Below are 13,784 nucleotides of genomic sequence, written 5' to 3' on the forward strand. Positions count from 1 at the left end.
AAACGCCTTCGCCGACAAGCCGGGCTCCTACTGGATCGGTGTCGCTCACGCGCCGCGCTGACCCTTTCATTTCTCGATCGCTGCGACGATATCCTCTTGTATGATGCCCCGCTTCAACAGTGGGCCGCGAACAGTCGTCGAGGAATTTTCATGCATATGCTTTACCGGACCTCCCCCAAGGGAGTGGCCGCCCCGCGGTTCGCGCTCAATCCCCTGAACCTGGGTCTGCTGCTGGCCAGCGCAATGCCTTCGGCCTGGGCCGCCACCGAACTGCCGGCGGTGACCGTCACCGGCGAAGACACCTCAGGCTATCAGGCCGAAAACGCTTCGGTCGGTGGCTTCGAAGCGGCGCCATTGCTTGATACGCCGGCCTCGATTTCGGTAGTCAATGAAGCCTTGATCAAGGATCAGCAGGCGCGCCTGCTCAGCGAAGTTCTACGCAACGACGCCTCGGTGGGTGAAAGCTACGCGCCGGTCGGCTACTACGAAAACTTCGTGGTGCGTGGCTTCTCTCTCAACTCCGCCAGCAGCTACAAGATCAACGGCCGCACCATCACCGGCGAGCAGAATGTCGGGCTGGAAAACAAACAACAAGTGGAGTTGCTCAAGGGCCTTTCCGGTCTGCAAAGCGGTATCAGCGAGCCCGGCGGGCTGGTCAACTACGTGACCAAGCGGCCAGCCGATGTGCGTTCGGTCACCGTCTCCACCGACGATCGCGGCAGCGGTTACCTGGCCACCGATGTCGGTGGCTGGTTCGGCAGCGAACAGCAGTTCGGCCTGCGCGCCAACCTGGCCCACGAAGACATCCATTCCTACGTCGAACACACCAATGGCCAGCGCGATTTCGCCTCGCTGGCCTTCGACTGGAACATCAGCCCCGATGCGCTGCTGCAACTGGACGCCGAGTACCAGACCAAGGAACAGCGCTCTGCACCAGGCTATCAATTGCTCGGCGGTTCCAGCCTGCCGCACCACGCCTCGCCAAAGAAACTGCTGGCACACCAGAGCGGTTCGAAGCCGGTCACCACTGATGCGTTGAACCTCAACGGTAATTTCGAATACCGCTTCAGCGACCAGTGGAAGGGCAGCCTCAGCGCCTCGCGCAGCCGGGTGGTGATCGATGACTACAGCTCGTTCGCCTGGGGCTGCTACGGCGCCGCCAGTTGCGCCGACGCGGCAGTGCCAAATTACTTCAGCCCCGAGGGCGACTACGACATATACGATTTCCGCAGCCCCGACGATACCCGCCGCAACGATGAGGTGCAGGCTGCCCTCAGCGGCCGCTTCGAAACCGGCGGACTGGATCACGAACTGAGCGTCGGGACTAGCGCGTTCCGCCGCGTGGTGGACAAACGCGATGCCATCAACCAGATGATCGGCAGTGCCAATATCAACAGCGAACCCGCCGATTTTGCTCGCTACGAAGGGCCGCTCAACGACTCCTATCGACACCTGGACAGCCGTCAGTACGGGTTGCTCTTCAATGACCGGATCAGCTTCAACGAGCAATGGCAAACCGTGCTCGGCGGGCGCGAAGTGCGCCTGGATGAAGAAACCTTCGACAGCCAGGGCGACACCACCCGACACACCCAGCGCTACGTGTTCCTGCCCCAGGCCGCGCTGATCTACAAGCCGGTGCAGAACCTGTCGCTGTACACCCGCTACAGCAAGGGCCTGTCCCTGGGTGGCGAAGCGGCGTGGTTCACTACCAATGCCTTTGAAATTCTCGCGCCCACCGTATCGCGACAAATCGAGGCGGGCATCAAATACGACTGGCAGCGCATCAGCCTGGCCGCGGCGCTGTTCCAGATTCGTCAGGCCTATCAGTATTCACGACCGAATGACGACGGCACGTTCACGTTCACCCAACAGGGCGAACAGAAGAACACCGGGCTGGAGCTCTCGGCCAATGGCTGGGCCAGCCAGCGCCTGCAAATCGCCGCCAGTGTCGCGGCGATCCGCGCGCGGGTCACCGACAGCGGCACGCCGGCTTATGAAGGCCACCAGGCGATTAACGTACCGACCCTGCGCGCCAGTCTCTATGGCGACTATGCCCTGCCCTGGTTCGACGGCCTGGCGCTACTCGGCGGGATGCAATACAGCGGTAGCAAGTACGCCAACCGCCAGGGTGAAGTGCAGACCGGCGCCTATGCCATCTTCAACATCGGCAGCCGCTACAGCACACGGATCGACGGTTACGACACGGTATTCCGGCTGACCGTGGACAACCTGTTCGACAAACGCTACTGGCGTGATGCCGGTGAATACATGGGCGATGGCTACCTGTTCCAGGGCGCGCCACTGACTGCGCGACTGAGCGCCTCGATCAACTTCTGACCGTGCGCCCGATCGTTTCAGTTGAGGAGCCCAGACCCTAGCGCCGGGCCAACTCATGCCGGATGCATTGTTCGTAATACGTTTGCTTGATACCAGCAGGCTTGAGGCGAGAGGGACTGTTGTAGGTTTGTTCGGTAATCCCCATGGCCGTCATGCGCATCCACGGCCGGGGGAATTTTCGCGATTGCAGTTTCTTGCGTGCCCCGTAAAGCGTGAATCCGGAAAGCTTCGCCGCTTGCGCGTCTGCGGCTATGTCCGAGCCCCAACTGCAGACAAAACGACTGTTCTTGCTCAGGTCCTTTGCCTGAGCCTCAAACGAGACCGCCGCCAGGACCAACGTTGCAGCCATCCATACCAAAGTCCGCATATCGCCAATGCCTAACCTTTTGAAAAGAAAGCGAGTTTGACAATGAAGCGGAGATCGGGGGGCCAGCAGTTTGCCTCATTTTCATGAGGTTTTGTTGGTTCTCCATGAACCCAATAGGTCCACCGTGAAATGTGCGAAACTTTTTTGAGTTTTAAGTGAGCGTTGCAGTCTCTAGTTGAGAGCACCGTGGTTATCAACAGGTCATTTGCGGCGAGCGCGCGGTCAGGCGGTGGAGGCAATCGATGTCAGACCTTGAGCATGTCATTCAGCCCTTTAATGCCAGGCTGGTGATGATCGGTTCTGGCTGTATCGGAAAAGGCGTACTCCCGCTGCTGTTGCGCCATCTTGAGCTTGAACCGCAGCGACTGTTGATCCTCAGCCCTGATGAAGATGGACGCTTACTCGCGCAGGAATTCGGCGTCGCCCACCAAGCCGAGCAACTGGACCAGAGCAATTACGAGGCGGTGCTGGACCCTCTTTTGAGCGCTGGCGATTTCTTGCTCAACCTATCGGTAGGGGTATCCAGCCTGTCCCTGATTCAGTTCGCCCAGCGTAAAGGCGTGCTGTATCTGGACACCTGTATCGAGCCGTGGGAAGGCGGTTATACCGACCCCGACAAATCCCTGTCCGAAAGATCCAACTATGCATTGAGGGAAGCGGCGCTTCAGCTTCGGGGTGAAAGTGGGCAAGGTCTGTCCACCGCCATGTTGACCCACGGTGCCAATCCGGGGCTGGTGTCTCACCTGCTCAAACAGGCGCTGGTCAACCTCGCTGAAGATTTGGGTGACACAACGCCCCTGCCCGCGACTCGCGAAGAATGGGCGCAACTGGCCAGCCGACTGAATATCCGCTGCATCCACATCGCCGAACGCGACTCGCAGTATTCATCGCAACACAAAATCGCCGATGAGTTCGTCAACACCTGGTCCGTGGACGGTTTCATCAGTGAAGGCAGTCAACCGGCGGAGTTGGGTTGGGGCAGCCATGAGAAAGCGCTTCCCGAGGATGGCTATTACCACGCTTTCGGGTGCCAGGCCGGGATCTATCTGCAACGCCCCGGTGCCTCCACGCGGGTTCGTACCTGGACACCCTCGACGGGGCCAACCCATGGGCTGCTCGTGACCCACAACGAAGCCCTGTCGATTGCCGACTACCTGACCCTTGGTCAGGGAAGGCAGCCGACTTACCGGCCGACCGTCCACTACGCTTATCGGCCCTGTGATGATGCCTTGCTCTCGGTGCATGAACTCGCCGAGCGCAACTGGAAACCCCAGAGCTGCCAGCGCCTGCTCGATGACGAAATCCAGGGCGGCAGTGACGAACTCGGCGTGCTGCTGATGGGGCATGCCAGAAACAGTTATTGGTATGGCTCGCGCTTATCGATCCACCAAGCCCGGGCACTTTGCCCCCATAACAGCGCCACCAGCCTGCAAGTGACAGCGGCAGTACTGGCCGGCGTGATCTGGGCGATACGCAATCCTCAACGCGGCATCGTCGAACCGGATGAATTGCCTTTCAAGGAGATTCTGCAGATCTGCATGCCCTATCTGGGCAATGTAGAAGGCATTTATTCCGACTGGACGCCGCTTACCGGACGTCACTCACTGATGCCCGAGCCGACCGATGAATCCGATCCGTGGCAATTCGTGAACGTCAGAATCACCTGAAGGTCCGACGTGGCTACTCCACGCCAGGCAACGGCTCAAATACCGGAACCGTTCTGAAATGAGTCGCCCGAACCGGACTCTCTCTGCCAGGCCCGGTGCAGAAGATCGATGACTTCTTCGTCCGATGTCTGCGAAAAATCCGTGTACCAATGGCCGATCGAAATCAGCCAATCAGGGATCAGCGGGCAGATCAGCTCGTCCACTTCGTCGCGCAACCCCTCTGCCGTCTCCAGAGGTGCCACCGGCACGGCAACGACGATGCGAGACGGTGCTTGCAGGCGCACGGCCTGTATCGCGGCCATCATCGTGGCACCTGTCGCCAGGCCGTCATCGATCAGAATCACCACCTGATCCTTGAGCGCCAAAGGTGCGCGCGATGCCCGGTATACCCGCTCGCGACGCAACAATTCCTGCGTTTCCTTTGTAACCACGCCATCGAGCGTGCGTTGATCAATACCGTTAGCCCGCAGCGCATCGTCATTGACGATTTGTATGCCGCCGCTGGCAATCGCACCCATGGCGAACTCCTGATGGAATGGCACCCCCAGTTTGCGCACCAGCATCAGGTCCAGGCGAACCTCCAGGGCGGTGGCCACTTCATAGGCCACCGGAACGCCGCCACGGGGTAAGGCGAGGACGATGACATCGGCTCTTTTTGCGTATTTAAGCAATGGCTCCACCAGGCTTCGGCCGGCATCAACCCGGTCATGCAAAATGGTTTGCAATGAAGGACTAGTCATTTGAAAACCTCCCTGGGGCGGGGCCCCAAAAACGGGCGTTCGTTTGACGGCGGCCATCATTCCAATAGGGACGTCCGCCCCTAGACCGCCAGAATGCTGCAAGGCACCTGATACAGAATATGTTCGGTCGTGCTGCCAAGCAGCCGCTCCAGACCACGGTATTGAGCTCTGCCCATCACGATCACATCCACTTGATGCTCATTGGTGAATTCGCTCAGTACCGAGACAGGGTTCCCCATGATGAAATGCCGACAGTCAGCGGTCACACCGAACCGAGCGGCCAACTGGAGAAAAGACTTTTCCAGGTCGCTGCGCAACTCCCGGGTAAGCTCCGCGAGCGTCAGACCGCCGTCCATATCCGCCAGAAAGGCTGCCGAAATGTCACACGCGTACAGCAGATGCAACTCGGCATTGCACTGCAGCGCCAGGCTGGAAGCCTGCAAGATGATCCGGTCATTGAGTTCGCTGTTCGAAGGCTCGGTGTCTGACACGTCAACCGCGGCCACCACCTTCTGCGGCAAGGCATGGCATTCACCCCCCACCAGATAAACCGGGACCGGACAATGGCGCAACAAACGCCAATCCAGTGGTGTGAAGAACGCGCGCTTGAGCACGGGTTCATGCTGCACTTGCTTGATCAACAGATCAGGCTGCATTTGCGTGACGAGGTCAAGAATGTCCTGGCGCATGTTGTCGGCCCATGCGACTTCGCTTGTCACCTCGATCCCCCGGCCTTGCATCTTTACCGCCTGCTCATCAAGCCAATCGCGATGTTCCTGCAGGTAGCCCGCCCGAGCCATTTTTCGGTCGCCTTCTTCGAGCAGCGACAGAATGTCCAACGAGGGAATCAGGCCGGCAATGTGCAAGCTCGCCCCGCTGGCCTTGGCGAGGGCAGCGCCATGGTTTATCGCAGGAGAATGGCGCAGCAGCGGGTTGATGATCAGTAATAACCGTTGATACTGGCTCATGATCTGACTCCACACAGGATGATCCTCGACGCCGGCCCGAGAATCCAGCATCAGGCCCAGACTCCTCCCTTAAAGCCTCTTAAGCGTTGATTTATATCAACTCCTTGAATGAGGCATTGAAGGGGCCACTTGAGAAGAATAGTTCACAACGGTGCTGTGCATCTCGTGCAGGGCTCATCCGCGATGGCCGTTCGCCTGAAAATCGGCAATCTGCTGCCACATCGCGATCGGGTTGGAATACAAACATTGCCTGTTTTTGTGAGTGCTGCGCACTCAGGCGGGAGCAAGCCGCACTCGCCGCGCTGGAGGGGCCGAAAGACTTCATCCGCGAAAGCCGTGCCGCTTTCCAGGGTCGTCGCGATTTGATGGTGGCGCTGCTGAACGACACGCCGGGGCTGGAATGCGTGACCCCGGCGGGCGCGTTCTATGCATTCGCCTCTTGCGCAGGGCTGATCGGCCGCACCTCGCCCGCCGGTCGCGTGCTGCACACCGACGAAGATGTCGCCCATGCGTTGCTCGACGATGTGGCGATGGTGCATGGCAGTGCGTTTGGCCTTGGCCCCTATTCGCATTGCCTATGCACTGGATGATGCGTCATTGCGCCAGGCCTGCGAGGCTATTCGTGCGTTCTGTACACCGCTGCGTTAAACCTGTGGGAGCGGGCTTGCTCGCGAAAGCGGCGTGTCAGGCGACATCAATGTTGACTGTGCCACCGCCTTCGCGAGCAAGCCCGCTCCCACATTGGGCCTGCGTCGATCACAACATTCCCGAACGACACTGAACGAGTGTGCGAGCCTGCTCGCGATAGCGGTGTGTCAGGCAACATCAATGTCGACTGTGCCACCGCCTTCGCGAGCAAGCCCGCTCCCACAGGTTCCGTGGTTGGCTGACAGCATTGGGTAATCGCCGGTTTGGTTTGTGACTCGGGTATTCGTCATCCAGTCCCAAGAACAAACAACTCCAACATGGCCCAAACAGCATGCACCCGCAAAGACTGCCCCTGCACAACGAGTTGCACGCGCGCCCTTCTCTGTATTTCGACGAGCCCGCCCACGTTTTTCATCTGGCGTTTCTGGCCAATGACGGGCAATGCGACACCTTGCTGAGTCGCTGCTGCCCCGGCCCCGTCGACCCGGATGCGGCACAGGGCATTACCGAGTTGGAGGGCCATGCCTTGAAGTGGGAACGGCACGCGGAGTTCCTGACGCTGACGCTGGTGGTGCCCTCCTCCAGTCACGAGCCATGCTGGAGCCCGCCCCCCAAAGCCTTGATGGAGCGGGTCGAGCCCTTCATGCAGCATGTGATCAACGCGGTGCAGATTGTGGTCCGCACCGACGCGTCCTTTTCCGGCGACCTGTCAGTTTATGGATTCAAAGACCCTTGCGGCTCTTGCATCGGCGGTGGCGATGCGACGGTCTGGAGCGATTTTCGCTTGAGCGCCGACGGCACCAACCGTTTCCTGTTCGTTAACAAGCGCCTGAATGCGTATCGCCAGGGACGGATGATCCGCCGCCTGCTGGAAATCGAAACCTACCGAATGATGGCTTCGCTTTCACTCCTCACCGCGAAAGCCTTGAGCACTCAACTCAACGTCTTCGACAAGACCCTGGTAAACCTTTCGGAACGTAACGCCGGCCCCGATACCGGAAATGCGAAAGCGTTGCTGACCGACATCGCCAACCTGTCGGCGCAAGTGGTCAGCAGCAGCGCAAAAACCCGACACCGCTTCAGCGCCACCCAGGCCTATGCACAACTGGTTTTCGAACGTTTTGGCGAACTGCGCGAAAGCCACGTGGGTGATTGCCAGCGACTGGGTATCTTCATCGAAAGACGCTTCAAACCCACGGTCAGATACTGCGCGGTCACCGAACAACGCCTGGAGCAACTGGCCGAAAGCGTGGCCAACCTCGGGGACTTGTTGCAGGCCCGTGTCCAGGTGGAAATGGAAGAGCAGAACTCGGAAATCCTGAAGAGCCTGAACGCCCGCGCCGATACTCAAATCAAAATCCAGCGCGCGGTCGAAGGCTTGTCGATTATCGCCATCACCTATTACTTGTTGAGCCTGTTCAAGCTGTTCTACTCGGGACTGCATGTCATGGGCGCGGACATTTCCGCGAGAGACGCCATGCTGGCCATGACCCCGCTCGCGCTCTGCGTCCTGCTGTTTATTTTGATCAGAATCAGGAAAGCCAAAGAACATTGACCTAACGTAAGCATGACCGCTGCCCCGCTCCACTCGCTACATGGGCAGAACGGGGCAGCGCGTCAAGGCAGTGCGATCAGAATGTCACACTGGCGCTGAGGCGTGCCGTGCGCGGCTCGCCGACATTGACCGCCAGTTGGCTGCCGGTGGAGGACGGGTAGTACTGTTTGTCGAACAGGTTGTCGACGTTGAATTGCAGCGAAGTCTTGTACCCGAACAGCGGCGACTCCCAGCGCACGAAGGCATCGGCCACGGTGTAGCTGCTCAGCCAGAAATCGTTGGTGTTGTTGGCGGCGCGCTCGCCGACGTAACGTGCACCGCCACCGGTGTGCCAGGCCCCGAACTCCGTGGGGACGTTCAGGTGATGCGTGAGGTACAGGCTCGCGGTGTGCTTCGGCGCATTGGCGAGGCGATGACCTTCGTCATCCGGGTCGTCGAGGATTTCCGTGTGGGTGTAAGCGTAGGTGCCGATCAGGTCCCAGCGCTCGGCCACACGCCCGGTGATGTCCAGTTCCAGGCCCTGTGAGCCGACCTTGCCCGCCGCCTCCGAGAGGCTGTCGCCATTGACCGTCGAGGTGGTCACGACGTTCTCCTTGACGATGTCGAACAACGCCAGGTTGATGTTCAGCCCCGGCAGCGGGTCGTACTTGGCGCCGACCTCATAGCTGCGGCCCTCCTCCGGATCGAAGGTGTGGCCGGCATCGTCGACATCGGTATTGGGCTTGAATGAACGGCTGTAGTTGCCGTACAGCGACAAGGTCTCGGTGGCTTTGTAGACCAGGCCCAAAAACGGCACGAAGGCATCGCCGTTATCGTCACGGTTGACCTTGTAGCTGCTGCCGCGCCCCTGATCGCCGTACTGATCGTAATGCTGCTGGCGACCGCCGAGGACCAGGATCCAGCGGTCGTCGAGGTGCCAGTTATCCTTGAAGTACACGGAGCTGGAGGTCAGTTGATTGCTCAGGTCGCTGTCTTTAGCGCTGACGAGGCTGGGCTCGGCCAGACGACCATAAACCGGCGACGTGATGTCGAAGCCTGACCGCGCGGCATTACGGTAGGTTTTGCCACGGAATTGGTCAGACACTTCAGTGTCCGCACCCACCAGCAAATCGTGGCGCTGGCCGAACAGTTCCTGCTGGCCGATGAAGTCCCAGCTGGCGTAGCGAGTTTCATCGTCGTAGTGAGCGCCGTTGGCGGCACGTCGCAGATTGTTGCCAGTCAACGAACTCGGCTGGGCAATCGAGAGGCTGTAGCGGTCGTTGTTCCAGCCGTAGGTGACGCGGGTTTTCCAATCGTCACTCAGCTGATACTCGAAACGCGCGTTGGCCGTTTCACGGATGCCGACACTTTTGGCCCACTTTTCATCGAGGCGCTTGTCGTAGTCGATGTCCGCCGGATGACCGTTGGTGAACACGGTGCCGCGGTCAAATGGCTTGGCGTATTCGTTGTATTCATAGCTCAGCGTCAGGCTGGCACGGTCGCCGGACCAGGTCAGCGATGGCGCGACCAGGGTGCTCTCATTCACGCCGTAGTTGCGCCAGTAATCTTCATGGCGGCGTTCGGCAATCAGCCGATAGGCCAGGCCCGTATCTCCCAGCGGCCCGGTGGTGTCCACGGCCAGGGTGCCGCCGCCTTCGCTATAGGCCGAGCCGCTCAGGGTGGCGCTCTGGGTGTACTCAGGCTTCTTGCTGATCACGTTGATCAATCCGCCGGGCTCCAACGCGCCATACAACATCGAAGCAGGCCCTTTGAGCACTTCGATACGCTCTGTCGTGGCGCTGAAGTTGCGCCCCAGATTGGAACGCACGCCATCGCGCAGGATCGAGCCGTCATCGTTGGTGCCGAAACCGCGCTTGACCAGCGAGTCTCGCGAGCCGCCCAAGGTATTGCCCTGACTGACGCCGCTGACAAACTTCATGGCGTCGTCCAGCGAGCGCACCTGATAGTCGGCCAGGGTTTGCTGGGTGACAACATTGACCGATTGCGCCTCTTCCTTGATCGGCACATTACTTTTACTCGCCGTGCTGGCTTGGGAGGTGGTGTAGCTTGTGTCTTGGCTGACGCGGCTCGCCTGGATATCCGTGGTCGGCAGTTCGATGGGTTCCTGTGCCCATAATGGACCGGCAAACATGACGCAGGACAGGGTTGGCAACGCGTGTTTCATGAAGACTTTGCGGCGGGCAAAGGGATGGGGATGGCTCAAAACGTCGCACTCAATGAGTTAGCAATAATGATTCTCATTGTATGATGCGACGTATTTCCAGTAAATACCCTCAGTATTATTAACTAACGAGTTATTAATCTGCCGCATAGATGACGGTTTGGGCGCTGTCTGCCGCTGCGGGCTGTCGAGTGAAGCAGGTGTCGCCTTCATCACCTGTGGGAGGATGTGCCCCACCTCAAGTCTGCGTAGAATGCCGATAGATTCATCAACTCAATGGTGACTTGTGGCGCCCTTCTACGTTCAATGCCTGAACTATCAACCATGAGCGAGAGCTCACGGGTATTACTTGCCAATACAAAGGCGCTTTGCAGGTTTTGCCTATCCGCATCGCTGCTGATTGCCTGTCACGCGAGTGGCGCACCATTGCCGCTCGAGTTGTATATCCCGGAAGCTCCGCCACTGACGTTTGTCGATGGCGCCAAGGGCCACGGAATGGTCGGGGATGCCGTCCTGGTGGCCATTGCCAACGCCGGCTATGTCGCTCATGTCCATGGACTTCCCTGGGCCAGATCGCAGAAATACGTCAGCGAGAAACAGGATCTTCTGATAGCCCCCTTGTCGCGCACGCCAGAACGTGAAGAACACTTCACCTGGATCGCGTCGATCATGCCCATGGAGCGTGCTTTCTTCAGCCTTGACCGGCAAGTGAGCAGCTTCGCACAAGCGAAAAAAACCTATCGCAAGATCGGCGTTGGCCTGGGCAGCGCACAGGAGGAAATCCTGCGTGCGCAAGGCTTCAGCGATGAGCAGATCTACCCGCTGACCATTGGCGACAACCCCGCGCAGATGCTCTTGAAAGGGCGCATCGATGCCTGGTTCAACGGTGTTCCCGAGAGTCAATACATCTGGCCGAAGGTGTCTGAACAAACATTGCTCATGAGCCCCGTCATGAGCAGTGCGGACCTCTATCTGGCTTGCTCCAGGCTTTGCTCCGCTCAACTGGTGCAAGACTTGCGCGAGGCGGTTGAAACGCTTCGCGATGACGGCACCCTGGCACGTATACAGCAGAGCTATTTGTCGCAATAGCGGTACGTGCCTGACAGGTGAGCCCTTAACCCAGTTGCTGGCACCCAATGCCTCCATCGAGGCGGCCCGCGACCACAGCGCCGATTCCGGTATCCACCAACACCTTGCCGAACACACCGCCGGCACCGGCAATCAGAATCACCATGGCCATGCCGGGCAAGGCCGAGCCGATCACGTCAGACACCTGAGTACGACTCCAGCCCCGGCGCGAACCCAGCAACCAGGCACACAGCAAGGTATCGATCAGCAACACCACCAGCGGCGCGCCGAGCACAGTCATGATGCCGCGCAGGAATACCGGTGTTTGCGGGGGGGGATCGCGGGGAAACTCAAATTGACCATCAGGCGAGAGCTGCCGATGCCTTCGAGCAGGGTCGCGCTGCTGGCCTGCCAAAGGCTGCGATCTTTTGATCTTTAGCGATTCGTCTGACGCCAATATCAAAAAATCGCAGCCTTCGGCAGCTACGGCAGCTCTTACGGCACTAACAGCCGATCAGATCCGAGAACTGTCGCCGATGACGCGGACATCAAAACCAGGTTTCCATCTGTATGCCGTACTGCCATACGCCGCCGGCGTTGAAATCCGACTTGCCGAAGTTGTCTGTGGAACTGTATCCGTCCAGGTCCGAAGACCAGTCCATGAGGCTTGCGAACACTCGCAATTCGGGGCGTGTGAGCAGGTCTCCAACATCGGGTTTGAATGTTGGGGCAATCGTGAACTTCCAGAAATTACCGTCGACCGCATTGCGTTGCAGGTAGCCCTTGGGGTCGAGGTCCATGGTTTGCCAGCTCATTTCGTAGGCCATCTCGAAATTGCTGTTGATTTCATTGGCCAACCGCACGTTCAGGGTCATCCAGCTGTAATCGTCACCCTTGACGTATCTGTCCTTGCTTTGTTCGGCCAGCAAGCTGGGGCCGATGCGCCAGCCCGGTGCAATGGGTGTCTCGCCGTAAAGCGCCAGACGCAGCGCGCGGGCATCATCGATCAGTTCGCCATCCGAGCCGACGTTCTTGACCTCTGCCCCCAGACCTTGCCCATAGAGCAGCGCCGTTTTGAAGAAGCCTTCCCTGCCGAAAAAGTTTTTCTGGTGATTGGCCAGCATGCTGTGCAAGCCGGAATCCGCAGGCGTCAGGCCCGCTTCATTGCTGCGAGTGCCAAAGTCGTTTTTCTTCGAGCCAATGCCATTGAACATCCACTGCCACTGACCATTATCGAAGAACTGGTTGGAGGTCAGGATGTAGCTTTCCACATCGGCATTGACACCGCCCTCACTGAAATCGCCGTAGTTACGGCCGATCAAGGAGTAATTGGAGCGCCAATCCTTGTTCATCTGCACATCGTAGATTCCGCCCCCGGTGCCGGCCAGAAAGATGACGTCCGAGTCCAGCCAATGGATATCGAAGTTATCTCTGTCAAATCGTTTACCTGCCCACAGGGTCGCGTTCTCGAACGTCGAATTGCCCTTGAAGGCGGCGAGATGGTCGAGCTCGGTAAATACCTGACGCACGTTCAGGTTGCTCTCATCGGCCGTCCAGTCATTGGAGCTTTCCACTCCATCGGCGATGGACACCGTGAATTTGGAACGGGTGCCGTTCTGCGCATAGAGTTCTTTCGACAGGTCTATACGCATGTAGGTGTCGTCTTCGTTGCCGAGTCGCCCGACTGCGCCACCGACTGAACCGGCAGGGGTTGTGTAAGGGCCGCCACGGCCACCACCCAGCCCATCGTTGATCAGCAACCCGGAGCGAGCGTAGCCTTTGAAGCTGAAGCCATCTGTGAGGTGTCCGGTACTGCCCTGTTTTTCCATGCTTTGCTGACGGGCTTCGAGTTTTGCCAGTCGGGTGTCCAAAGTGGGTGCCGCAGTGGCTGCTGCAGTAGACGCAGCCGGCTGCAAGGCGGGAGTAGCAAGTTTGATCTGCTGCAATTCTCTGGCAAGTGCCTGGGTTTGCTGTTCAGCTGCCGCTGCGCGTTTTTCCGCTGCGCTGGCACGGGCTTCAAACGCAGCCATGCGCTCTTCCAGAGTCGCGGCCTGAGAGGTGGCCGCCGAGGTGCTGAGCACGCCTGCGATTAGCCATCTTGATGCTTTCTGCATGTGAATCCCCTGTTTTGTTTTTATTTTTCTGCTTCTGCAACCGGCCTTTCTTCGTGAATTGTGAATTGTCAAAATCCACCAAAAAAAGGATGCCTCATCGCAAATACGCTGCTACATTGACGATGTTAACGTTAACTTTTCTAAAAACAAAAATAAAGA

9 protein-coding genes and 2 pseudogenes are annotated in these 13,784 nt (G+C 58.7%); 5 read left to right on the forward strand and 6 right to left on the reverse strand.

Translation table 11 applies throughout. From position 1 onward, the window contains the following. Positions 1–150: 150 nt before the first annotated feature. Positions 151–2,337 (forward strand): TonB-dependent siderophore receptor, encoded by a 2,187-nt coding sequence (locus IC37_RS03230; protein ID WP_030128802.1) that lies wholly within the window; start codon positions 151–153, stop codon positions 2,335–2,337. A 37-nt stretch (positions 2,338–2,374) separates the two neighbouring features. On the opposite strand, the gene IC37_RS03235 is transcribed toward IC37_RS03230, so the two are convergent. Beyond that, positions 2,375–2,704: a hypothetical protein gene (locus IC37_RS03235; RefSeq protein ID WP_030128803.1), complete on the reverse strand. Its 330-nt coding sequence runs from the start codon at positions 2,702–2,704 to the stop codon at positions 2,375–2,377. A gap of 242 nt (positions 2,705–2,946) precedes the next feature. Between IC37_RS03235 and IC37_RS03240 the strand changes: the two genes are divergently transcribed. Beyond that, positions 2,947–4,371, forward strand: coding sequence for a homospermidine synthase (locus tag IC37_RS03240; protein ID WP_051414800.1), 1,425 nt, complete (start codon positions 2,947–2,949; stop codon positions 4,369–4,371). A 35-nt stretch (positions 4,372–4,406) separates the two neighbouring features. Here the strand turns inward: IC37_RS03240 and IC37_RS03245 are convergent, their stop codons facing one another. Continuing rightward, positions 4,407–5,111 (reverse strand): phosphoribosyltransferase, encoded by a 705-nt coding sequence (locus IC37_RS03245; RefSeq protein WP_030128805.1) that lies wholly within the window; start codon positions 5,109–5,111, stop codon positions 4,407–4,409. 80 nt (positions 5,112–5,191) lie between these two features. Beyond that, the gene (locus IC37_RS03250; protein ID WP_030128806.1) at positions 5,192–6,079 is read right to left on the reverse strand and encodes a universal stress protein; all 888 of its coding nucleotides are present in this window, start codon (positions 6,077–6,079) and stop codon (positions 5,192–5,194) included. A gap of 281 nt (positions 6,080–6,360) precedes the next feature. On the opposite strand from IC37_RS03250, the pseudogene IC37_RS03255 reads away from it, so the two are divergent. Next, positions 6,361–6,727: pseudogene (locus IC37_RS03255) on the forward strand (aminotransferase class I/II-fold pyridoxal phosphate-dependent enzyme); the annotation flags it as partial. 331 nt (positions 6,728–7,058) lie between these two features. Then, the gene (locus tag IC37_RS03265) at positions 7,059–8,282 is read left to right on the forward strand and encodes a DUF3422 domain-containing protein (RefSeq protein ID WP_030128808.1); all 1,224 of its coding nucleotides are present in this window, start codon (positions 7,059–7,061) and stop codon (positions 8,280–8,282) included. Positions 8,283–8,358: 76 nt separating this feature from the next. Here the strand turns inward: IC37_RS03265 and IC37_RS03270 are convergent, their stop codons facing one another. Then, a complete protein-coding gene (locus tag IC37_RS03270) occupies positions 8,359–10,446 on the reverse strand; it encodes a TonB-dependent siderophore receptor (RefSeq protein ID WP_051414801.1) in 2,088 nt (695 codons plus the stop codon). Positions 10,447–10,767: 321 nt separating this feature from the next. On the opposite strand from IC37_RS03270, the gene IC37_RS03275 reads away from it, so the two are divergent. Next, a complete protein-coding gene (locus IC37_RS03275) occupies positions 10,768–11,532 on the forward strand; it encodes an ABC transporter substrate-binding protein (protein WP_030128810.1) in 765 nt (254 codons plus the stop codon). A 58-nt stretch (positions 11,533–11,590) separates the two neighbouring features. Here IC37_RS03275 and IC37_RS03280 read toward each other — a convergent pair. Together IC37_RS03280 and IC37_RS03285 are read right to left on the reverse strand one after the other, a co-directional pair. Beyond that, positions 11,591–11,824: pseudogene (locus IC37_RS03280) on the reverse strand (transporter); the annotation flags it as partial. 235 nt (positions 11,825–12,059) lie between these two features. Further along, positions 12,060–13,625: a carbohydrate porin gene (locus IC37_RS03285; RefSeq protein WP_030128812.1), complete on the reverse strand. Its 1,566-nt coding sequence runs from the start codon at positions 13,623–13,625 to the stop codon at positions 12,060–12,062. Positions 13,626–13,784: the final 159 nt, after the last annotated feature.

The sequence above is a fragment of the Pseudomonas sp. QTF5 genome (assembly GCF_000512695.2).
Lineage (GTDB): Bacteria > Pseudomonadota > Gammaproteobacteria > Pseudomonadales > Pseudomonadaceae > Aquipseudomonas.